22 protein-coding genes are annotated in these 20,719 nt (G+C 63.0%); 11 read left to right on the top strand and 11 right to left on the bottom strand.

Annotation, left to right across the window (positions count from 1 at the left end; translation table 11 throughout):
- The 5 genes from iolE (at position 1) to FNA46_RS05795 (ending at position 2,621) form a co-directional block, all read left to right on the top strand.
- Positions 1-894: a myo-inosose-2 dehydratase gene (gene iolE / locus FNA46_RS05815; RefSeq protein WP_143124161.1), complete on the top strand. Its 894-nt coding sequence runs from the start codon at positions 1-3 to the stop codon at positions 892-894.
- Between the two features lie 22 nt (positions 895-916).
- Positions 917-1,162, top strand: a complete 246-nt coding sequence (locus FNA46_RS05810; RefSeq protein ID WP_143124160.1) for a hypothetical protein — start codon at positions 917-919, stop codon at positions 1,160-1,162.
- A complete protein-coding gene (gene iolB, locus FNA46_RS05805; protein WP_143124159.1) occupies positions 1,159-1,968 on the top strand; it encodes a 5-deoxy-glucuronate isomerase in 810 nt (269 codons plus the stop codon). The genes FNA46_RS05810 and iolB overlap by 4 nt, the downstream gene beginning before the upstream one ends.
- 73 nt (positions 1,969-2,041) lie before the next feature.
- The gene (locus tag FNA46_RS05800; RefSeq protein ID WP_143124158.1) at positions 2,042-2,338 is read left to right on the top strand and encodes a type II toxin-antitoxin system RelB/DinJ family antitoxin; all 297 of its coding nucleotides are present in this window, start codon (positions 2,042-2,044) and stop codon (positions 2,336-2,338) included.
- Complete coding sequence (locus tag FNA46_RS05795; protein WP_143124157.1) at positions 2,325-2,621, top strand: type II toxin-antitoxin system RelE/ParE family toxin; 297 nt, start codon at positions 2,325-2,327, stop codon at positions 2,619-2,621. Before FNA46_RS05800 ends, FNA46_RS05795 begins: the two co-directional genes overlap by 14 nt.
- 28 nt (positions 2,622-2,649) lie before the next feature.
- On the opposite strand, the gene FNA46_RS05790 is transcribed toward FNA46_RS05795, so the two are convergent.
- Positions 2,650-3,903 carry a D-amino acid dehydrogenase gene (locus FNA46_RS05790; protein WP_143124156.1) on the bottom strand — a complete coding sequence of 418 codons (1,254 nt, stop codon included), beginning with the start codon at positions 3,901-3,903 and terminating at the stop codon, positions 2,650-2,652.
- 33 nt (positions 3,904-3,936) lie between these two features.
- The gene (alr, locus tag FNA46_RS05785; RefSeq protein ID WP_143124155.1) at positions 3,937-5,055 is read right to left on the bottom strand and encodes an alanine racemase; all 1,119 of its coding nucleotides are present in this window, start codon (positions 5,053-5,055) and stop codon (positions 3,937-3,939) included.
- 133 nt (positions 5,056-5,188) lie between these two features.
- Here alr and FNA46_RS05780 point away from each other — a divergent pair, with 133 nt between their 5' ends.
- Positions 5,189-5,659: an Lrp/AsnC family transcriptional regulator gene (locus FNA46_RS05780; protein WP_143124154.1), complete on the top strand. Its 471-nt coding sequence runs from the start codon at positions 5,189-5,191 to the stop codon at positions 5,657-5,659.
- On the opposite strand, the gene FNA46_RS05775 is transcribed toward FNA46_RS05780, so the two are convergent.
- Genes FNA46_RS05775 through FNA46_RS05745 form a run of 7 tightly spaced genes read right to left on the bottom strand, consistent with a single transcriptional unit; the run spans position 5,653 to position 13,160 of the window.
- Positions 5,653-6,417, bottom strand: coding sequence for a copper homeostasis protein CutC (locus FNA46_RS05775; RefSeq protein ID WP_143124153.1), 765 nt, complete (start codon positions 6,415-6,417; stop codon positions 5,653-5,655). The genes FNA46_RS05780 and FNA46_RS05775 overlap by 7 nt on opposite strands.
- A gap of 26 nt (positions 6,418-6,443) precedes the next feature.
- On the bottom strand, positions 6,444-7,652 hold the full coding sequence (locus FNA46_RS05770; RefSeq protein WP_143124152.1) for an MFS transporter: 1,209 nt from the start codon (positions 7,650-7,652) through the stop codon (positions 6,444-6,446).
- Between the two features lie 43 nt (positions 7,653-7,695).
- A complete protein-coding gene (locus tag FNA46_RS05765) occupies positions 7,696-9,138 on the bottom strand; it encodes a M81 family metallopeptidase (protein ID WP_143124209.1) in 1,443 nt (480 codons plus the stop codon).
- Positions 9,139-9,157: 19 nt separating this feature from the next.
- Positions 9,158-11,083, bottom strand: coding sequence for a beta-N-acetylhexosaminidase (locus FNA46_RS05760; protein WP_143124151.1), 1,926 nt, complete (start codon positions 11,081-11,083; stop codon positions 9,158-9,160).
- Between the two features lie 35 nt (positions 11,084-11,118).
- Positions 11,119-11,895, bottom strand: coding sequence for an SDR family oxidoreductase (locus tag FNA46_RS05755; protein ID WP_143124150.1), 777 nt, complete (start codon positions 11,893-11,895; stop codon positions 11,119-11,121).
- A gap of 2 nt (positions 11,896-11,897) precedes the next feature.
- Entirely contained in the window at positions 11,898-12,761 is an 864-nt protein-coding gene (locus FNA46_RS05750) for a MurR/RpiR family transcriptional regulator (RefSeq protein WP_143124149.1), read from the bottom strand.
- 12 nt (positions 12,762-12,773) lie between these two features.
- Complete coding sequence (locus FNA46_RS05745) at positions 12,774-13,160, bottom strand: RidA family protein (RefSeq protein WP_143124148.1); 387 nt, start codon at positions 13,158-13,160, stop codon at positions 12,774-12,776.
- Positions 13,161-13,269: 109 nt separating this feature from the next.
- Here FNA46_RS05745 and FNA46_RS05740 point away from each other — a divergent pair, with 109 nt between their 5' ends.
- From FNA46_RS05740 to FNA46_RS05730, 3 genes are read left to right on the top strand one after another with little or no spacing between them, the layout of a single operon-like run.
- Complete coding sequence (locus tag FNA46_RS05740) at positions 13,270-13,755, top strand: hypothetical protein (protein ID WP_143124147.1); 486 nt, start codon at positions 13,270-13,272, stop codon at positions 13,753-13,755.
- Between the two features lie 38 nt (positions 13,756-13,793).
- On the top strand, positions 13,794-15,263 hold the full coding sequence (locus tag FNA46_RS05735; RefSeq protein ID WP_143124146.1) for a M81 family metallopeptidase: 1,470 nt from the start codon (positions 13,794-13,796) through the stop codon (positions 15,261-15,263).
- A gap of 1 nt (position 15,264) precedes the next feature.
- Positions 15,265-16,377 carry a D-TA family PLP-dependent enzyme gene (locus FNA46_RS05730; RefSeq protein ID WP_143124145.1) on the top strand — a complete coding sequence of 371 codons (1,113 nt, stop codon included), beginning with the start codon at positions 15,265-15,267 and terminating at the stop codon, positions 16,375-16,377.
- 92 nt (positions 16,378-16,469) lie between these two features.
- Here FNA46_RS05730 and FNA46_RS05725 read toward each other — a convergent pair whose 3' ends face one another.
- Both FNA46_RS05725 and FNA46_RS05720 read right to left on the bottom strand, forming a co-directional pair.
- Positions 16,470-17,369 (bottom strand): SphA family protein, encoded by a 900-nt coding sequence (locus FNA46_RS05725; protein ID WP_143124144.1) that lies wholly within the window; start codon positions 17,367-17,369, stop codon positions 16,470-16,472.
- A gap of 364 nt (positions 17,370-17,733) precedes the next feature.
- Positions 17,734-18,681, bottom strand: coding sequence for a LysR substrate-binding domain-containing protein (locus tag FNA46_RS05720; protein WP_185969742.1), 948 nt, complete (start codon positions 18,679-18,681; stop codon positions 17,734-17,736).
- A 183-nt stretch (positions 18,682-18,864) separates the two neighbouring features.
- On the opposite strand from FNA46_RS05720, the gene FNA46_RS05715 reads away from it, so the two are divergent.
- Positions 18,865-20,037, top strand: coding sequence for an alpha/beta hydrolase family protein (locus FNA46_RS05715; protein WP_143124142.1), 1,173 nt, complete (start codon positions 18,865-18,867; stop codon positions 20,035-20,037).
- Positions 20,034-20,702, top strand: a complete 669-nt coding sequence (locus FNA46_RS05710) for an EthD domain-containing protein (protein ID WP_210245860.1) — start codon at positions 20,034-20,036, stop codon at positions 20,700-20,702. The genes FNA46_RS05715 and FNA46_RS05710 overlap by 4 nt, the downstream gene beginning before the upstream one ends.
- Positions 20,703-20,719: the final 17 nt, after the last annotated feature.

The following is a 20,719-nucleotide window of genomic DNA, read 5'->3' as shown; positions in this document are numbered from 1 at the left end:
ATGATCCTCTTCGGTACCAACCCGATTGCATGGTCCAATGACGACGACCGCTCGCTTGGCGCGCATATCAGCCTCGAACAGTGCCTGGATGAAACCGCCAAGATCGGTTTCGACGGCATCGAGAAGGGCCACAAGCTGCCGACCGATCCGGCGGGGCTGAAATCCGTGCTGGAGCCGCGCGGCCTGAAATTCGTTTCCGGCTGGCACTCGCTGAACCTCTTGACCAACAGCATCGAAGAGGAAAAGGCCGCCATGCAGCCCTTCCTCGACGTCCTGAAGGCCATGGGCTGCAAGGTCATCATCGTCTGCGAAACCTCGAACGCCATCCACGGCGCCGACGATACGGCTCTTGCCGACCGGCCGAAGCTTGCCGAAGCCGATTGGGAAAAGTTCGGCGCAGGTGTTGAGGCGCTGGCAGAGTTCTCCGCGTCCCAGGGCATCTCGCTCGTCTACCACCACCACATGGGCACGGTGGTCGAGAGCGAAGAGGAAATCGATCTGCTGATGCAGCACACCGGCCCGCACGCCAAGCTGCTGCTCGACACCGGCCATTGCTATTTCGGTGGCGGAAACCCGGAAGCGGTTGCGAAAAAATACATGCATCGCGTCGGCCATATCCACGCCAAGAACGTGCGCCCGGTGATTGCCGAGCAGGTTCGCAATGAAAGGCTCTCCTTCCTGGAAGGTGTGCGTCGCGGCGTGTTTACCGTTCCGGGTGACATCGAAGGCGGCGTCGACTTCCCGCCGGTTCTCAAGATTGCCGCAGAACACGGCTATCAGGGCTGGATCGTCATCGAGGCCGAGCAGGACCCGGATGTGCGCAATCCTTATCAATATCAGAGCCTCGGCTTGAAATCGCTGAAGGGCTTCGCCAAGGATGCGGGTCTGATCTGAACCCGTTTCGAAGGAAAACCCGTTGAAGCTGCTTGACCCCACGCATCCGTTCTTCAAGCCGAAATGGCGCCGGATCCTCACCGTGATCCTGCCCATCCTCTGGGGGCTTGTGGAAGTCTATAACGGATCGTGGGGCTGGGCTCTGCTGTTCGTCGGCGCTGCGGCTTACGCAGCCTACGAACTTCTCATCATGTACGACCGTTCGATTGCGGAAGCCGAAGCGAAAGCGGCTGCCGCCGCCGCTCAGCGGGAAGGAGACGAGGAATGAGCAAACTGTTGCGCAAGCCTGCGGGCAAGACCGGCAAGGTTCACGACATCACCCCGCAAAGCGCCGAATGGGGTTATGTCGGCTTTGGCCTCTACCACCTGAAGCCCGGTGAAAAGGCGGCCGAAGCGACCGGCGAGACCGAGGTGATCCTCGTGCTGGTCGAAGGAAAGGCCAACATTTCCGGCGCCGGCAAGGCGTTCGGCGAACTCGGCGACCGCATGAACGTCTTCGAGAAGAAGCCGCCGCATTGCGTCTATATTCCAGCCGGCGCCGACTGGTCGGCCGAGGCAACGACCGATTGCACGCTTGCCATCTGCACCGCCCCCGCCAAACCCGGCCGCGAGGCACAGGTGATCGGTCCGGCCGGTATCGCGCTGACGGAACGCGGCAAGAACGCCAACACGCGCTACATCTTCCCGATCGCCATGGAAAATCGCGATGTGGCCGACAGCCTGCTCGTCACGGAAGTCTTCACGCCGTCCGGCAACTGGTCGTCCTACCCGCCGCACCGGCACGACGAGGACAATTTCCCGGACATGACCTATCTGGAAGAGACCTATTACCATCGCCTCAACCCGGCGCAGGGTTTTGGCTTCCAGCGCGTGTTCACCGAGGACGGCTCGCTCGATGAGACCATGGCTGTCTCGGATGGCGATGTGGTTCTGGTGCCCAAGGGCCATCACCCCTGCGGCGCGCCTTACGGCTACGAGATGTATTATCTCAACGTCATGGCAGGCCCGATGCGCAAGTGGCGCTTCCAGAACCATCCGGACCACGACTGGATCTTCAAGCGCGACAATCCGTGACGGAGGAATGAGCCCTTGAACGTCTCTCATTTGAGAGACATATTGGTTCCATGGATGACAGGGAGCCATAGGCATGGGCAAGACGGCGATGCTGCATATCCGGGTCGAGGAAGACCTGAAGGCCGAAGCGGCGGAAAAGCTCGCGCAATTCGGCCTGACGGTCTCCGACGCCGTACGCATTCTTCTGACCCGCGTGGCGAAGGAAGGCGGCTTGCCGGCCGGTCTCACCACAGATCCGCAGGCCTATGACACCTGGTTCCGGGCCAAGGTTCAGGAAGCGCTCGATGATCTCCGGGCGCCATCGCTGCACGCGGATGTGATGGACGACATGCAGGCAATGATCGACAGGAAGCGTCGTGCGGCGTCTTGAGTGGCGTCAGACGGCGCGGTCCGATCTGCTTTCTATCATCGACTACATTTCAGACCACAATTCCGATGCCGCACAGGCACTGAAGGACGAGATCGATCTCAAGGTCGGCCGCCTGATAGAGCATCCCCGTCTTTACCGCGCCGGCCGCGTCGAAGGCACCCGCGAAATGGTGGTGCGGTCGAATTATCTGGTAATCTATCGCGAGGACGAGGGCGCCATCATCATCCTGCGCGTGCTGCATGCGGCCCAGCAATGGCCGCCGGAACCCGAGCGGGACGACTGACATCCCGCGCTGCCGTTTCCATTGAAACTCAAGCCGCGTAGCGCGAAACGGCCAGATCCTTGGTTTCGATATCCGCCTTACGACCGCTGACGATGTCGGCCAGAACCTTCGCGGATCCGCAGCTCATCGTCCAGCCGAGCGTGCCATGGCCGGTGTTGAGATAGAGATTGCGGATGTTCGTCACACCGATCACCGGCGTGCCATCCGGCGTCATCGGGCGCAGGCCCGACCAGAAATCGGCGCGCGAAATATCGCCGCCGGGGAACAGGTCGGTGACGGAATGTTCCAGAGTGCGGCGGCGCGCCAGCCCCAGATCATTGGTATAGCCCGAGATTTCCGCCATGCCACCGACGCGGATGCGGTCGCCAAGGCGGGTGATGGCGATCTTGTAGGTCTCGTCCATCACGGTCGATTCCGGGGCGCGGCTTGCATCAGTGATCGGGATGGTCAGCGAATAGCCCTTGACCGGATAGACCGGCAGGCTGATGCCATGCGGCTTCACCAGCATCGGCGAATAGCTGCCGAGCGCGACGACGATTGAGTCCGACAGGATCCGGCCGCGATCCGTCACCACCGCCTTCACGGCGCCCCCTTCCACTTCGAGACCCATAATGCCCGTGCCCCACTGGAAGCGCACGCCCATGCTTTCCGCCTTGGCAGCCAGCGCATTGGTGAACTTGAAACAATCGCCCGTCTCGTCCTTCGGCGTCAGCAGGCCGCCGACGATCTTGTGTCGAACATGGGCGAGTGCGGGCTCGGCGCGGATGCAGCCGTCCGGATCAAGCACCTCATAGGGAATGCCGTCGGCGGCCAGCGCCTTCACATCCTTGGCGGAGGCTTCCAGCTGCGCTTGCGTGCGGAACAGCTGCAGCGTGCCCTGCATGCGCTCGTCATAGGCGATGCCGGTGTCGCTGCGCACTTCGGCAAGCGCCAGGCGGCTGTAATCGGCAAGCCGCAGCATGCGGCTCTTGTTGAGGGCGTAGCGCTCCGAGGTGCAATTCATCAGCATCTTCAGCATCCACGACAGCATCGCCGCGTCGAGCTTCGGGCGCAGGATCAGCGGCGCGTGCTCCATGAAGATCCACTTCATCGCCTTCTGCGGAATGCCGGGCGCCGCCCAGGGCGAGCAGTAGCCGAAGGACACCTCTCCGGCATTGGCAAAGCTCGTTTCCAGAGCCGGGCCGGCCTGACGGTCGATGACAGTCACCTCGTGACCCGCCCTGGCAAGATAGTAGGCGGAGGTGACGCCGATGACGCCCGCGCCGAGAATGGTGATCTTCATGGTGATATCCCCGTTTTCTTGTTCTGCTTTGTCTTAGCGATAGTGCCGGGCATAGCGGTTGCCGATCCCGGTCAGGATCTCCCAGGTGATGGTGCCGGCATCCTCGGCCACCTGCTCGATACTCTGGTGCGGGCCGATCCATTCCACCCGCGCGCCGAGCGAAAGAGCGCCGTCCGGCACATCGGTGATGTCGATGATCGTGCTGTCCATCGACACGCGGCCGACGATCGGCAGGCGAACATTGCCGAGGAAGAAGGCACCGCGATTGCTGAGCGAGCGGGGCACGCCATCGGCATAGCCGAGCGCCACTGTGGCGAGCTTTTGCGCGCGCTCCGTGACATAGGTGGCGGAATAGCCGACGCTCGTGCCGGCGGGGACCGTGCGGGTCTGCACGACGGCCGCATCGATGCTGACGACCGGCTCCATCGGCTGGGTCAGGATATCCGTCGGGCGGGCGCCATAGAGCGCAATGCCGGGGCGGACCATGGCGCCGCGATAGGCTTCGCCGAGGAAGGATCCGCCGGAATTGCCGAAGCAGACCGGAATGCCGGGGAAGGATTCGGAAATGCTCTGCATCATTCTGGCCTGCGCGGCATTGTGCGGATCTTCCGCCTCGTCGGCGCAGGCGAGATGGCTCATGATGTAGCGAACGTCGATGCCGGCCAGCAGTGCGGGATCGCACGACAGTGCCTCGGCCTCTTCCGGCGCCATGCCAAGCCTCGACATGCCGGTATCGAACTGCAGCAGTGCCGGCAGGCGGCGCCCGAGAAGGCTGGCGGTGCTGCGCCAGCGGCCGACCTGCTCCAGCGAATTGAGCACAGGGATCACATTGCGCAGCGCGCAATCACTTTCCACGCCGGGCTGCAGCCCGTTCAGCACGTAGAGGGCGGCGTCATCGGCAAGCAGCGAGCGCAGCGTGACGGCCTCGCCATATTGGGCCACGAAGAAATCGCGGCAGCCTTCCTCGTAAAGGGCAGCACTCACTCGCTCTGCCCCAAGGCCATAGGCATCGGCCTTGACGACAGCCGACGTCCTGGCCGGCGCCACGAGAGAGGCAATCCGGCGCCAGTTGCGGCGCACGGCGGAAAGATCGATGGTCAGCACGCCCGGCGCGCCGCTCTTGTCCCAGTTCGTCACGCTCGCCATGTCCATGGCCCAACCCTCAAGTTTATGATTGGAGAGAGTTTAGCGGAGAAATCCTGCATGTTTTTTGCAGATATTGCTCGAAACGCGCGAACATGCTCAATTCCGTCACGGAATTTGCACCTTCATTCGGGAAACAAGCATGGCCGCGACACTGGACGCCATCGATCGCAACATCATTCGGCTGCTGAGGCTCGATGCACGCATGAGCAGCGCGCAAATGGCCGAGCATGTGGGGCTGTCGCCGTCCGCCTGCCTGCGGCGCATCCGGCTGATGGAGGAAAGCGGCGTCATCCGTGGTTATACCGCGCTGATCGGCTCTGCCGAGGAAGGCAGTACGATTGCAGTGATGATCAACATCACGCTGGACCGGCAGACGGAAGATTATCTGAACCGCTTCGAGGATGCCGTGCGCAAGCATCCGGAAATCCGCGAATGCTACCTGATGACCGGCGACTGGGATTATTTTCTCCGCGTCGAGGTGGAAAGCCCCAAGGAGTTCGAGGCGATCCATACCAATATCCTGTCAAAGCTGCCGGGTGTCACGCGCATCCATTCCAGCTTCTCGATCCGCAACGCGCTCACGGCACGCGGACGCCGGCATTCTCAATGAAGCGCCGCTGACCGGCTGCGGCGGCGGGAGACCGATTGCGCCAGCAGCGCCTTCAGCGCCCGCACGGACGCGGCATCCGTCCGCAGCATCTCGCGCGCGGCGAAGCTCAGCTCGACTAGCTGCTGATCGTCCTCGGCATAGCGGGCGGAGCAGGAGGCATGCAGTTCGTGCACCGCCAGCCGCTCCAGCAGGGCAGGGGCGCTCTGCGGCCGCACACCCGCGCCCGGCATGATGGAGATCCGCTCGCCGGCCCGCTCCACCAGATCCGCCAGCAGATCGATCCCTTCCAGCGCCGTCGGGCGGCCGCCAGAAGTGAGGATTCGGGAAAAGCCGAGAGCGACTGCCGCTTCGAGCGCCTCGCGCTTGTCGGGCGTTACGTCGAAGGCCCGGTGCAGGGTGAGATCAAGGCCCGTCGCATGACGGCAAAGCACAGCCAGCGTTCCCGTGTCCAGGCGCCCGTCCGGGAGGCTGGCACCCAGCACCACGCCGGCAAGACCGGTGGCGCGCGCCGCATCGATGTCAGACTTCATCATCTCCACCTCTTCCGGCGAGAAGACGAAGCCACCGGAGCGCGGGCGGATCATGGCATAGACCGGGATTGACTGGCGACCGGCCAGCGCCATGAAGCCACGCGGCGGCGTCAACCCGCCGACGGAAAGCGCGGCACAAAGCTCGATCCGGTCAGCCCCGCCTTCGATGGCGGCAAACAGCCCCTCGGCATTGTCGACGCAGATTTCGAGAACAGGCTTGGCGTGCATGCGCAATGGGCTCCTGTGTTGCATGGTCATGCCTGACGCACCTTGCGGCCATCGAGAAGAAAGAGCAGCGCAATCCCGGCGCATCCGACGAGCGCACCGAGGATCGACACCATGGCATAGCTGCCGAGACGCGTGCCGATCGCAAAAATCAGCGCACTGAGACCGGCGCTCAGAAAGATATTGACGGCAATCAGCGAACTGCCAAGGCCGGGCCGGTCGGCGATCAGATCCTGCAGATAGGTGATCGGCAGGCTGATGATGGCCGCCGCCGCGATACCGCTCAGCAGCGTCTGGGCGTAGACGTGCCACACCTCTGTCGCCAGGCCTTGCAGCACCAGATAGACTGTGTAGAGCCCGGCGCCCAGCGCCAGCGCGGGCACCGGCTTCAGGATACGCTCCGCTCTGCCCCAGACAAGGATGAAGACGATCTCCAGTGCCGCGACGATGCCGACGATGATGCCGAGATCGCTGACCGTGCCGCCAGCCTGACCGGTGACGATCAGCGGGCGCACGGCATCGCTGACATGCAGCATGGAGCAGATCAGTGCGATGGCCAACACGCGAAGCGCCACGCGCGGTTCGATGATTTCGGATAGCGACGCGAGAAAGCGGTAACGTTCCTCCCCGCCGGTGTTCGTCCGTGGCGGCGCGGCTGGCAGCCAGACGGCGGTGATCAGCAGGCAGGCGAGCGCTGCAAGCGTCGCGACCAGATAGGCCGGCAGCATGGAACTTGCCCCCGCCAGCATGATGCCGACCAGCCCCGGCATCAGCACCCAGGAGAGCGAGATGGTGGCACGCATGGTGGAATTGATCGTCACCAGCCGCGCCGCCGAGAGGCCTTGCGAACTGGCGCGCACATTGGCGAAGATCAGCGAATTCAGCGCCCCGAAAATCGGCACCAGCAACAGCTTCGACATCACGAAGGCCGGCGCGCTCGCCGCGAGATAGACAATGCCGAAACCTGCCACGCCGAAGCCGGAGACGATGACGATCGAGCGCCGGTAATCGCCCATCCGGTCGGCCACGATGCCCATCATCACGCTGGCGGTGACGTTGATCACGGCCGCCGCGAACATCAGCGCCGCATAGGCTGAATTGCTGAGGCCCAGTTCCTGGATGCCGATCAGCGACTGGTAGGGCGACGTGGCCGCCCCCGTGGTGCCGAACAGGAAGATGGCGAGCGCCGAGATCCGGAGCGAGGGATCGGACAGCGATGCGCGAAGAGAGCCGCTCATGCGGCCCTCCCGGTGTCATGCAAAGATGGCTGCATTCCGGCCATCACGTCTCGTCTGTCCAACGGGCCGAGAAGGCGGCTTCGGCTGTAAATTCGAAATCCTTCTCAAAGGGATAGCTTGGCTTCCTGCGGCGCCGGTTGACCAACCGTTCGATGTCCTGGTTGATCACGCCATCCGTCAGCGCCATCAGGTTCGGATTGGCGATCGGCGCCAGTTCCGGCGAGAGATAGCCTGACTTTACGACCAGCAGCCGCACCATCTTCGGGTCGATGCCATGGCGGGTGAAATCCGCAATATTGTGATAGGGCCTGCGGCGCGAGGCGAGGATCAGCGTAATGCCGCCGATCCGCACGACGGCCTGCCGTTCCGCATCGACGCCCGGATCATCGAGGCGCACAACCTCCACCTCGGTTTCGACGCTCGGGCTCGCCGGATCGAGCGAGGCGCCGATCTTCAACGTCAACCGGGCGCCGAGGCCGGCCTCGAAGCAGGCGGCAACGGCCGGTTTGTCGGTGATGCCGCCGATCACGGCGCCGTCGAAGCCACGCGCGATCAGCGCCTTCAGCACATCCGCACGGTCGCCGACCCCGCCGCCGGTCGGGTTGTCGCCGGAATCGGCGAGGATGACCGGGCGGGTCAGCGTCTGCTCGGCAATCTGCAGAACCTCATCCAGCGGTGCGGTGACCGGGCCGAAGCGGAAGTCCGCGCGGGCCTCCCAATAGGATTGGGCAATGGCCTCGGCGGCCGCCTTCGCAGCCGCCTTGTCGGTTGCCGTCACCACAGCGCAGGCCGTGCCGCGCGGCTCGTCGGCCCAAACATAGCCGACCATCAGATTGGCATCCCAGATGCCCTCGATGGCGTCATGTTCGGGCAGTTTCGCATAAAGGCCTTTCGCCGGCTCGTCCTCCGTCGAGGTGCGCTCGCCCGGAAGCAGAACCGGGACGGGCGCCCAGGCAACGCCAGGACGCTGCCCCGTCTTCAGCGTCTTCACCAGCATCGACCAGGCGCGCACCATGGTTTCGCGCACATCGATATGCGGCGCGGTGCGATAGGCCGCGAAGATATCCAGCTGGTCGATGATCTTCTGCGTCACGTTGCCATGCAGGTCATAGCTCGCCGCCACCGGCACATCCGGACCGACGACGGCGCGAGCCGCCGAAATCCAGTCGCCCTCGGCATCGTCCATCCCTTCCACATTCATCGCGCCGTGCATGGCGAGATAGAGACCGTCCAATGGCAGACTGTCCTGCAGCAGGGCCAGGAACTCCGCCTTGAAGGCCTCGTAGGTGTGGCGCGCCACCGGGCCGCCCGGCACGGCCCGCGCATGCAGCAGCGGCAGATGCACGATGCCTTCTGCATCGAGAAAGTTGAAGTATTCGGCGTCCAGCAGATGCTGGCCGCGCAGCACGCGAAAATCCTCCGGCTGCATCAGCACGGGCGAGGAGGTGGAGCATTCGGTGTGGATTCCGCCGACAGCAATACGCAGGGTCATGGTGGGTCTTTCCTCAAAGCTTCGGCATCAGCGGGCTGATCGCGGCGAACCGCATCCAGTCCTTGTTGTCCTTCGGCGTCCAGGCCGCCTCGGCGATCGCACCGAGACGCGGAAAGACGAGATGGTTGAAGTAATCGCGGTTGAGGAAATGCTCGGACCAGATGCAGGCCTGCACGCCGCGCATGCGCGGCTTCAGCTCTTCCGAAAACTCACCGACCGCCTCGTAGGTGTAGCTGTGCTTTGGCGGCACCGTGCCAGCCCAGCTGGCGCCGGGCTCCTGGAAGGCCTCGTCCTGCACCATGTCGAGATAATAGGCTTGGCCGGGGGTCATGACCACGTCATAGCCCTGCTTTGCAAGTTCGACACCAACCTCCGGCTTCTGCCAGGCCATCAGCAGCGTACCGTCGGGATCGACGCCGCCGCCATGGGACACCTCGTCCCAGCCGGCCAGCTTCCGGCCGCGCTCGGCCAGCATGGCCTGGATGCGCTTCATGAAATAGCTCTGCAGACCGAAGGTGCCCTCGATGCCTTCCCGTTCCATCAGCTTGCGAGCCAGCGGCGAGGCCATCCAGGTGTTGGCCGCCACTTCGTCGCCGCCGATATGGATAAGCTTAGAGGGGAAAAGCGCCACCATTTCATCGAACACCTTGCCGAGAACCTGATAGGTCAGGTCGATTGCGGGGTTCAGCGCATTGTTCGGATAGCCCTGCACGGAACGATAGCTGTCCGGCGCTTCCTGACCGTCGACAAGCTCCGGCAGCGCCACCAGCATGGCCGTGCTGTGACCGGGAATATCGACTTCCGGCACGATCTCCACATGGAGGGCGGCTGCATGCGCCACGATCGCCTTCACATCCTCCTGCGTATAGAAACCGCCGACCGGCTCCGCGCCGTTGCCGAGTTGCGGCAGCATCGGCTCGTCCGGGCCGCGCAGCACGCCGAGCGTGGTCAGCGTCGGATAGGCCTTGATCTCCAGCCGCCAGGCCTCGTCATCGCTCAGGTGCCAGTGGAAGATGTTGAGGCGCATCCACGCCATGATGTCGATGAGGCGGGCGATGTCCGCCGCCGGGTAGAACTGGCGGGACACATCGAGATGGCAGCCGCGCCAGCCATAGCGCGGGTGATCGGTAATGCTGCCCGAGGCAGGGAAACGAAAGGTTTTGGGATCAAGCCGCGCACCATGCAGCAGATGGGCAAGTGCGGTGAGGCCATACTGGCGACCGGCCGCATCGCCATAGGAGAGCACAATTTCCTCGCCGAAGGACAGGGTAAAGCCCTCCGCGACGAGGCTCTTGTCTTCGGCGAACCGAATGGCCTTGCCCGCATGCGCCGGCACCAGCGAAAAGGGCTGGTGACCGATCTGGAACAGCCGGCGATAGAGGCTGCCGACGGCAAGAAGCGCCTGCTTGTCCGAAAGCGTCGCGCCGTCTGCCGGATAAAGCGCCACCGGAACGGTGTCGCCAGCCACCAGGTTTGCCGAAACCGGCCAGGGCAGCAGCGAGAAAGGCTCCTTAGCCTCCCCCTTCGGCATCAGCACCGGTGCGGGTTCGGCCGGACGGCCGCAGAGCAGCGTATCATCGACGCTGACCGGCACGTGGGTGCCATCCGCAAGCGTCAGATAAGCGGATTTCGCGCCGTCCGTGCGGTGGCGCGCCGGGCGCCAGAGCGGCGCCACCGTAAAGCGCCAGCCTTCGCCGGGAGCGAGAACGAAACCGTCTGCCGGCTGGTACTGGTGGAAATTGGCGTTGCGGCGCAGGAAGACCGCATTCTCACAGCGGGCCTCTTCCGAATCCTTGATGCGCGTCAGCGAGGTATAGGCGAGCTTGAAACCGCTGATCGCGTTTCCGGAGAGGTTGACGAGGGTGAAGACGAAGCGACCGCAGGGATCGCCCTCCACCGGCTCCCAGGAATTTTCAAGACGAAAAACAGCATCGGCCATGGTGGTTCCCCTTCGGCTCTTTATGGCTGGATGGCTCAGTAGTGTTCGGATTGCGAGAAGGTGCGGGCAAGCTCCGTCTGTCCGGCCGTCAGGCCGCAATCGACGGGCAGGCAGGTCCCGGTGATGGCGGCAGCCTGTTCGCTTGCCAGGAAGAAGACGGCATTGGCCACGTCCTCGGCAGTCGCGATGCGGCGCAGCGCGTACCAGCGCTTGGCTTCCTCGAACACCTGCGGGTTGGCGGCAGCCCGCGCCTCCCAGGCCTGCGTGCGCACCGTGCCGGGCGCGACCGCATTCGAGCGGATGCCGTATTTGCCATATTCCACAGCGACCAGCCGCGTGAAATGGATCAGCCCCGCCTTGGCGGTGCTATAGGCCGGATGGCCGAACACGGCCATGCCGTTGACGGACGCAATGTTGACGACGGAACCGGACGTCTTCTTCAGCGGCTCTTCCAGCGCACGGAAGGTCAGGAAGGCCGCTTCGACGTTCAGCGCTGCATCCTTGCGCCAGATCTCCGCCGTGGTGTCGTGCAGGGATACCGCACGCGCCGCGCCGGCATTGTTGACGAGTGTCTTGACGTCGCCGAGCGGCGCCACGCGTCTTGCCATCGCCGCCACGCTCGCCTCATTCGTCACGTCGCAGGGGAGGACTGCGAAACGTTCGGACGCACCCAGCCGACCTTGCGCCTTTGCGAGCGCCTCCTCATCAATGTCGACGAGCGCCACCACGTCATGCGCATCGGCGAGCCTGAGCGCGATGGCGCGGCCAATATCGCCGGCGGCGCCGGTGACGACAGCAACGGAACGGGACATGATCAATCTCCGAGAATCTGCCGGTCGTCACCATCCCGGTGCTCGACCAGTTGCTGCTTGATATGCCGAAGCGTGACGGTGGAGCGCTTGCGGTTGCGATAGGCGACAAGGCTCGCCAGAACATCCACCACAGCCAGGAAGGCAAAGCGCGTAGAGGTGGGGCGATAGATGTTGTCGCCTTCCGGCAGGTCGATGCCGATCACGGTTTCCGCCGCCTCGGCGACCGGACTGCCGCTCTGGGTGAGCGCAATCGTACTGATGCCATTGTCGCTCGCTAGCCGGAAGCAACGGATGAGTTCGTGGTTGCGGCCGGAAAACGAGGAGCCGATCAGCACATCGTTGGAATGGGCCGCCGCCGTGAACATCAGTTGCATGTTGTGATCATTGCTTGCGGTGACCCGCGAGCCCAGCCGGAAGAAGCGGTTCTGGATCTCGGTGGCGATCATCGAGGAATTGCCGCCGGAACCGAAGGCATAGATCATCTCCGCCCGCGACAGACGGTCGGCCGCCTTTTCCAGCAGGACGGGGTCGAGCGCCCGGTGGATCAGGAAGAGCGCGTTCTGCGCCTTGGTGATCACATCCTCCGCCACATCGGCGGGCTCCGTACTCTTGGCTTCCGGATTGAGGTAACGCACGCCGACAAAGGCGGTCTTGGCGAGGCGCACCTTGAAATCGGCAAAGCTCTGGCACCCCAGACGCCGGCAGAAGCGCGTGACCGTGGGCGGCGACACTTCCGCCCGCTCCGCCAGCTCGATGATCGAGGCATTCACCGCGAAATCGAAATCGCCGAGCAGCAGGTCCGCGATCCGCTGCTCGGAAGGGGAAAACTGGCTGCGCTCTTCCTGAAGCGTGGCGAAGATATCCATCGGCGTGCCCGCTCAGGCCTTCGGTTTGTACGCGATGCAGTCGATTTCCACCTTGCAATCCACCATCATGCTGGCCTGCACGCAGGCGCGCGCCGGCGGATGCTCGCCGAAATAGCCCTGGTAGATCTTGTTGAAGCTCCAGAAATCGCGCGGATCGTCCAGCCACACGCCACAACGCACCACATGCTCGACGCCGTAACCCGCCTCGTGCAGGATGGCGATCAGATTCTCGATCGCCTTGTGGCTCTGTTCCACGATGCCGCCGGAAATGATCTCGCCATCTTGCATGGCGACCTGACCCGACACATGCAGCCAGCCATCGGCCTCGACCGCTCTGGCAAAGGGAAGACGCTGACCACCGGCACCGGCCTTCTCGGCTCCATAACGCTTGATCGACATGAGACCTCATGGAAATTATTTTCTTCAATCGTTGACACTGGACCATAATCGCGGGATTTTGACCAGAGTTTTTCTGAGATCATGAAAAGAATTTAGAAAAAGGCCAGCCATGCGCGATCCCTTCCGCAATCCCTTCCCTGAAAGCGACACCACCCGCCACGCCATCTGGGAGATGCTGGTGCCCCGCGATATCGATGCCTTTCTGGCCGCCGACTGGTCGATGGTGGCGGACGATTTCGTGGAAGAGGGCTTTCTCGGCATTTCGGGCAATCGCGATCCGAATCCGGACAACTGGCGTCTGGCCTTTCCGAATCTCGCCGCCTATCGCGACGAATGGCTGCGGCAGGCCGAAGACTTCCGCGGCCAGACCTATGGCGAGGATCCGCGTCAGGCAATCTTCTCCACCACCACGCTGGAAGTGATCGAGGTCGAGGGCGAGACGGCGCTGGTGCGCAAGAAGTTCGACGGCGGCATCCGCAAGACCGATGGGACGCTGGACGTGATGCGCTGGCAGACCCTTTATTACTGCCGCCTGCACGAAGGGCGCTGGAAGATTTCTGGCTTTACCGGCTATCTGCCGAACCCGATGGGCTGATCCAACCTTTCTTCGTCCTGCAACGAAAGCAACACCGCGTGCGCATCTTCACCGCTGCCCTTGCCACGGAAACCAACACCTTCGCGCCCATCTGCATCGATCGCCGCGCCTTCGAGGAATCCCTCTACGCGCCGCCCGGTCAGCATCCGGCAACGCCGACGCTCTGCACGGCGCCGATCACCGTCGGTCGCAAGGTCTGTGCCGAGAAGGGCTGGACGCTGATCGAAGGCACGGCTGCCTGGGCGGATCCCGCCGGCCTCATCAACCGGCAGGCCTATGAAGGCCTGCGCGACGAGATCCTCGAGCAGTTGAAAGCCGCGCTGCCGGTCGATGCGGTGGTGCTCGGCCTGCATGGCGCCATGGTGGCGGATGGTTATCTCGACCCGGAAGGCGATCTGCTGAGCCGGGTGCGCGAGATCGTCGGGCCGGATATTCTCGTCTGCGCGGAACTCGATCCGCACAGCCACCTGACGGCGAAGCGCGTGGCGGCCGTGAATTTCTTTGTCGTCTTCAAGGAGTTTCCGCACACGGATTTCGTGGACCGGGCGGAAGATCTGTGGCGCATTGCCGTCGATACTCTTGAAGGCCGCGTCACACCCGTGATGTCCGTCTTCGATTGCCGGATGATCGATGTGTTCCCCACCTCGCGCGAACCGATGCGCTCCTTCGTCGACCGGCTGATGGAGATCGAGCGCAGCGATGCCGACGTGCTGTCGCTTTCGGTCATCCACGGCTTCATGGCGGGCGATGTGCCGGAGATGGGCACCAAGACCATCGTGGTCACCAATGGCCAGCGGGAAAAGGGCGAACAACTGGCCCGAAGCCTCGGTCTCGATCTGTTTGCCAAGCGCGGCACCTTCATGATGCCGTCGATCGATGAAAAGCAGGCCGTTTCGCAGGCCCTTGCCAGTCCGAAGGGGCCGGTCGTGATTGCCGACATGTGGGACAATCCGGGCGGCGGCACAGCGGGCGATGCCACCGTGATCCTCGAGGAACTTCTGGCCCGCGGCGCGAAAAATGTCGCGATCGGCATGATCTGGGACCCGATCGCCGTGCAGATCTGCATGGCGGCGGGCGAGGGGGCCGAAATTCCCCTGCGGTTCGGGGCGAAATCGGCACCTGGCACCGGCAACCCGGTGGACGGAATCGTCAAGGTCGTCAAACTGAAGCCGAATGCCGAGATGCGCTTCGGTGACAGCATCGCCCCCTTCGGCGACGCAGCACACATCCATCTGAACGGCATCGACATCATCCTGAGCTCGGTCAGGGTACAGAGCTACGATCCGTCGCTGTTCACCGCCCTCGATCTCGACCCGTTAACCCGGCATATACTGGTCATCAAATCGACCAACCATTTCTACGCCGCCTTTTCCAAGATCGCCTCCGAGATCCTTTACTGCTCGGCCGGGACGCCCTATCCCAACAATCCGGCGACGAACCCCTACCGGCGCGTGCGCCGCGACATCTGGCCGATGACGGCCGACCCGCATGGAACCGAGGCCGCCTGACATGGATCTTTCCGCACCCTCCTCCCTCGACCTGCCGCGCCCGAAGCCGGGGGATGGCCTGCACACGCTCTCGACGCCGCTGCCGGTCATCGACGAGGACAAGCTCGCGGCCAATATCGCGCGCGTGCAGTCCTACATGGACAGCCACAAGCTTGCCTTCCGCCCGCACATCAAGACGCACAAGATCCCGGCCCTTGCCCGCCAGCAGGTGGAGGCCGGTGCAGCCGGCATCAACTGCCAGAAGATCACCGAGGCGGAAGTCTTTGCCGATGCCGGGTTCGAGGACATCCTCATCACCTTCAACATCCTCGGCGAACAGAAGCTGGCGCGGCTTGCCGCGCTGAACGAGCGGATTTCAGGCCTGAAGGTGGTTGCGGACAGCATTGTGACGGTGACCGGCCTTGCCGCCTATTTCACCGGCCGCAAGCCGCTGACCGTGCTGGTGGAATGCGATACCGGCGGCGGACGCTGCGGCGTGCAGACGCCGGACGAGGCGGCAGCCCTGGCGCGCGGCATCGCAGCCAGCCGCAGTCTCCGCTTCGGCGGACTGATGACCTATCCGAAGGCCAACACGGAAGCGGCGGTCGAACACTTCTTCATTGCTGCCATGGCCTACCTGGCCGCAGACGGCATCGACTGCCGCATCCGCTCGAACGGCGGCACGCCAAGCCTGTTCTCCGCCCATCTCGTGCCGTCCGCCACCGAGCACCGCGCCGGCACCTATATCTACAATGACCGCTCGATGGCGCGCGCCGGCCATTGCACGCTGGATGACTGCGCCATGCATATCCTGGCAACCGTCGTGTCACGCCCGACGCCCGAGCGCGCCATTCTTGACGCCGGCTCGAAGGCGCTGACCTCGGACCTTCTGGGCTTTGCCGATTACGGCCATATCATCGATTATCCCGAGGCCATCATCACCGGCCTCTCGGAAGAGCATGCGACCGTGGATCTGTCGAAGGTGGAGGGCATCCGCCCGGAGATCGGCGAACGCATCCGCATCATACCGAACCACACCTGCGTCGTCTCCAACCTCTTCGATGTGATGACCTTCCACCGCAACGGTGTGGTAACCCGCGTCGAGGAGATCGCCGCCCGCGGACTGGTGTGGTGACGATGGATAACGGTAACGGCTGAACTTCAGACACAGCAAAGCGCGCGCGACCACGACAGGCCGCGTGCGCGTTTCTTGCGTGTTTCCCGCCGTCAGAACTTGGTCGCGAAGTTTACCCAGACCGTATCGCCCTGGGCCCGATTTTCCGCGACAAGATCGTGCTGCCACGAGGCGCTCACCTGCAGGCCCGGGTTGAAGGTGTAGGTGACGGAAGGGCCAATCGCAAAACCCCTGCCGCGGTGCCCGTCGGCAGCCGCGCCCGGACCGGTATCATCCGTCAACTGCTGCAGATAATAGCCCACCGCGCCGAGGCGCCAGGGTCCGAAATTCCAGCCGACAGCATAGTCGATGACCAGTTCCGTGCCAGAGCGGTAGTCCGTATCGGTGTTCTTCGTATTGAAGATCAGGCGCGCTGTTGTCCCGATCTCAAGCCCCTGGGGGTCCGTGTAGTGATAGCCGATCGTGGGCTGGAAAGACCAGTGGTTCACTCCGATATTGGCAATGTCGGAGGTATCATACTGGCCGGTTGGCATAGCCACATCGACCCCCACGATAAACGCCTGCTTCTGGTCCGGATGCCAGACAAGGCCAATCGAGGAGGAAATGTCGGCAAGAGCGGTTGATTTGTCCTCGCCGAAGGGGAGCGAAAGATCGAGGTGCACGAGCGGAACCACCAGCTGGCCCCACAATTGGGCATCGCCGACCTTGACGTCACTCACATAGAGGAAGCGCAACGTCTCGGCCGCGGCACGTACCTTGAAATCGATCGGTATACGGTCACCGTCGGAATCATTGGTTCGATCGGCCGTGAAATAGCTGGTCTGAGACAGGAAATACAGACCGGGGAAGGGAGGAATTCCACCGGCAAAGAACTGCGGCGCGCCCGGTGAGTATTGGGTGTTGCCGTTTTCGGCCGCCTGTGCGCCACACAGCCACATTCCCGCAAGCCCGGTGCCAAGCAGCAGACATTTCAAAGCATTACGTAAGCTCATTCCATCCTCCTCAAGAACACGGCTGAGACACCACCATCGGTGGATCCAGCCGCAAAGCCCCTGCGTCCCCGCTCATCGCCGGTGCGGACGGATGGAAGGCAAAGGAAAGCACATGCCACCGCCAGCAGCGGCAAGCCCGTTATTCCTGATTGTCCTGTGGTCTTGCCCTCTGCTGGGCATATGTCGATCCCGACCTCCTGCCGGAACGACCTCCCCACCCCTCCGATCCGTCCTGCTGGTATCCTCTTTCCCGATATGCCCAGCGAACGCCCTTTCCCCGTCACTAGGGCTGCATTTGACGAATGTAAAATCGTCATTCGCAATGCTTGCCATTCACACCATAAATACTAGCGCCAGGCTGTATTTACGCAGAAGCACACGCAAATGCCTCCGCCTCCTGCATTCGCCGGGTAGCGAGACGGACCGCCTCATGCATCTGCTCGCGCATCCACATCAAAGCTGGATCGCGCACACGGTGACTGTGCCACTGTATGGATTGCTCAAGCGGCGGCAGCACCACAGGGGGCTCCATCAGTCGCACGCCTCCGAGCCGGAGGATAGGGCTGGCGAGGCTGCGCTGCACAACCGCGATTCGTGGAGTGCCGCGTACCAGCAACGGCAGGGAAGAGAATGAGAAGGTGGTCACCTCGACCCGAAACCGCAAGCCGACCTCGCGACAGATACGCTCGGCATAGCTTTCTCCTCCGTTCGGAGGCCGCATCACCACATGCCCCGAAGCAAGGAAATCCTCCATGGAAAGGCGATCACCCTCAAGCTTGGAAGCGGCATCGATGACGCAACAGAGCGGGTCTTCCCACAGCACCTCCGACGGGTGGTTCGTGGAACAGAACAGGCTTGGCGCCACCAGTAGATCCGCCTCGCCACGCTCCAGCAGGATGTGGGGGAAATTCTGCTGGGCACGGAAATGGATCTGCATTCCGGGCGCGCGCGCGGTCACCAGTTCGAGAAGCGGCGGCATGATCGTATGCAGCATGTAATCGGATACCACGAGTCCGATGCTGCGAGTCGCTTCCCCCGGATCGAAGGACGGCGTTGAGACCACTGCAGCCTCGATACGCACGATAATGTCGCGCAGGGGCTCCTCGAGAGAGGCTGCGAGCGGCGACAGTTCCATCGAGCGGCCGACCTGAATGAGCAGGGGATCATCGAAATAGTCACGCAAACGTCCCAGCGCATTGCTCATGGCCGACTGCGTGATGAACATTTCTTCTGCGGCGCGACTGACATTGCGCATCCGGATCAGCGTGTCGAGCGCCACGAGCAGATTGAGATCAAGATTCTTGAAGCGCATGCCTGCACCCTCCTTTGTATTCACTCCATCAATACAAATCATTCATCGAAGCAATTTTGTAAACAGATTGATGTTCGTTAAGTCTCCGTTCGGGGAGGAGATATCGAGGCAGGGCGCAGGACGTCCTGCGCGATGGTTCTCCCGTCGACAGCATCGCCCGGGTGGCGCGTTCGAGGAGACCCAATGTTCAAGTACTTTCCCACCAATTACGTCTGGAACCTTTCGGTCAACCTGTCGATCGAAATGGGTGCCCGGATGGGAGAGATCGAGGAAATGTGCGCGCCGCTGCAGGACGCAGCGAAGGCGCCGGACGCCGCAGGCACGCAGGCATTTCGTGAAACCTGGATCCGCATGGCCGACAAGCTCGTCTCTCTCGCGCAAGAAGACGAGGAACGCGGCCGCCTGATCTCTGCCGGTGAAAAGCTGATCCGCGCCGCCAATTACATGCTGACAGCCGAGCGCCTGCTTGCCCACGGCTCCGAAGGTCGCGTTGCGCTCTATCAGCGTTTCCTTGCGGCCTTCGCCAAGGGGCTGGATCTGTCGGGCTCGCCCTGCCGCCGCGTGGAAATCCCCTATGAGGGGACGCATCTGTCGGCGCTTTATGTGCCGGCCGAAGGCGTCGATGGCCCGGCCCCCCTGCTCGTGCAGGTGAATGGCCTCGACAGCACCAAGGAGATGAAGTTTCTGGTCGGCCTGCCAACCTGGCTTGCCAAGCGCGGGGTCGCCTCGCTCATCGTCGACCAGCCCGGCACGGGTGAAGCACTGCGCCTGCAGGGTCTGACCGCCCGCTTCGACAGCGAGCACTGGGCCTCGCGCGTGGTCGATTGGCTGGAAACCAGACCCGACGTGGATCCGAAGCGCATCGGCATGGAAGGTGTGTCTCTCGGCGGCTACTACTGCCCGCGCGCAGTGGCCTTCGAGCCGCGCTTTGCCTGCGGAGTGGTCTGGGGCGCCAATCACGACTGGCGCGATGTGCAGAAGAAGCGTCTTGCCCGCGAAGGCAATTTCCCGGTGCCGCATTACTGGAGCCATGTGATGTGGGTCTGGGGCGCCAAGGACATGGACGATTTCATGACCATCGCCGAAAAGGTTCATCTGAACGGGATCCTCGACCGCATCCGCGTACCTTTCCTCGTCACGCACGGCGAAAAGGACAGCCAGATCCCGCTGCAATGGGCACATGCCACCTACGACCAGCTGGTCAACAGCCCGAAGCGCGAGCTGAAGATCTTCGACGAGCGCACCGGCGGCGTGCAGCATTCCAGCTTCGACAATTCCGCCAATGCAGGCGCCTACATCGCCGACTGGGTGGCCGAGATTCTTGGCGGACGTACCGCCAGGGGAGGCAAGGCATGAGTTTCAAGATCCTGATGGCCGGCCGTCGCAAGCGTGGCCAGACGCTGGCGGAGCATCGCCACCACATGAAGGAGGTGCACGGCAAGCTGGTCCTTGACTACATCGCTGCCGAGCCTGAGAAGGCGCCGCGACGCTATGTCCAGAACCATGTCTTCGACGGCATTTTTCCCGGCGGGGAAGGACAGGCGGAACCCTTTGCCCTTGGTCTCGATTTCGTGACGGAAATCTGGGCACCAGATATTGCCACGCTGAAGGCTGGACGGGAAACCGACCACTACAGGACGCACCTCCTGCCGGACGAGCCCAACATGGTCGATCCGGAGCGGGTCGTCGGCATCCCCGTGCATGAAGAGATCACGCATGCTCCGGAGCACCCCGCGGCCGGCCGCGTGAAAGTGTTCCTGTTCTGGCATGCTGATGCACCTGTCATTGCGGCCCTGACGGAGGCGCTGGGTGACAGCACAAGCGCTCTTCTCGGCCAAAGCCGCTGCGTCCCTGCGGTGCCTTCACCGGTGAAGGCGATCGATATCTTCCTGCTGGCTGACGAGACGGCCGCGATCGGATTTGCGCAGGCCTGTCGTGACGCCATCCGCCATCATCTGACCGCCGGGCAGGGAAACATCTCGATCGCGATTGCCCGCGAATATGTTCTCAACGCCGGCTGATCCGGCACTGATCCCAA

The sequence above is a fragment of the Affinirhizobium straminoryzae genome (genome assembly GCF_007004135.1).
Lineage (GTDB): Bacteria > Pseudomonadota > Alphaproteobacteria > Rhizobiales > Rhizobiaceae > Neorhizobium > Neorhizobium straminoryzae.
This window is presented reverse-complemented; position numbering and strand designations above follow the sequence as displayed.

Excerpts from the sequence above, each read along its gene's own strand:
- iolE (WP_143124161.1), top strand. The coding sequence starts at position 1 with ATGATCCTCTTCGGTACCAACCCGATTGCATGGTCCAATGACGACGAC.
- iolB (WP_143124159.1), top strand. The coding sequence starts at position 1,159 with ATGAGCAAACTGTTGCGCAAGCCTGCGGGCAAGACCGGCAAGGTTCAC.
- FNA46_RS05800 (WP_143124158.1), top strand. The coding sequence starts at position 2,042 with ATGGGCAAGACGGCGATGCTGCATATCCGGGTCGAGGAAGACCTGAAG.
- FNA46_RS05790 (WP_143124156.1), bottom strand. The coding sequence starts at position 3,903 with ATGAAGATCACCATTCTCGGCGCGGGCGTCATCGGCGTCACCTCCGCC.
- alr (WP_143124155.1), bottom strand. The coding sequence starts at position 5,055 with ATGGACATGGCGAGCGTGACGAACTGGGACAAGAGCGGCGCGCCGGGC.
- FNA46_RS05780 (WP_143124154.1), top strand. The coding sequence starts at position 5,189 with ATGGCCGCGACACTGGACGCCATCGATCGCAACATCATTCGGCTGCTG.
- FNA46_RS05775 (WP_143124153.1), bottom strand. The coding sequence starts at position 6,417 with ATGCACGCCAAGCCTGTTCTCGAAATCTGCGTCGACAATGCCGAGGGG.
- FNA46_RS05770 (WP_143124152.1), bottom strand. The coding sequence starts at position 7,652 with ATGAGCGGCTCTCTTCGCGCATCGCTGTCCGATCCCTCGCTCCGGATC.
- FNA46_RS05760 (WP_143124151.1), bottom strand. The coding sequence starts at position 11,083 with ATGGCCGATGCTGTTTTTCGTCTTGAAAATTCCTGGGAGCCGGTGGAG.
- FNA46_RS05755 (WP_143124150.1), bottom strand. The coding sequence starts at position 11,895 with ATGTCCCGTTCCGTTGCTGTCGTCACCGGCGCCGCCGGCGATATTGGC.
- FNA46_RS05750 (WP_143124149.1), bottom strand. The coding sequence starts at position 12,761 with ATGGATATCTTCGCCACGCTTCAGGAAGAGCGCAGCCAGTTTTCCCCT.
- FNA46_RS05745 (WP_143124148.1), bottom strand. The coding sequence starts at position 13,160 with ATGTCGATCAAGCGTTATGGAGCCGAGAAGGCCGGTGCCGGTGGTCAG.
- FNA46_RS05740 (WP_143124147.1), top strand. The coding sequence starts at position 13,270 with ATGCGCGATCCCTTCCGCAATCCCTTCCCTGAAAGCGACACCACCCGC.
- FNA46_RS05730 (WP_143124145.1), top strand. The coding sequence starts at position 15,265 with ATGGATCTTTCCGCACCCTCCTCCCTCGACCTGCCGCGCCCGAAGCCG.
- FNA46_RS05725 (WP_143124144.1), bottom strand. The coding sequence starts at position 17,369 with ATGAGCTTACGTAATGCTTTGAAATGTCTGCTGCTTGGCACCGGGCTT.
- FNA46_RS05720 (WP_185969742.1), bottom strand. The coding sequence starts at position 18,681 with ATGCGCTTCAAGAATCTTGATCTCAATCTGCTCGTGGCGCTCGACACG.
- FNA46_RS05715 (WP_143124142.1), top strand. The coding sequence starts at position 18,865 with ATGTTCAAGTACTTTCCCACCAATTACGTCTGGAACCTTTCGGTCAAC.
- FNA46_RS05710 (WP_210245860.1), top strand. The coding sequence starts at position 20,034 with ATGAGTTTCAAGATCCTGATGGCCGGCCGTCGCAAGCGTGGCCAGACG.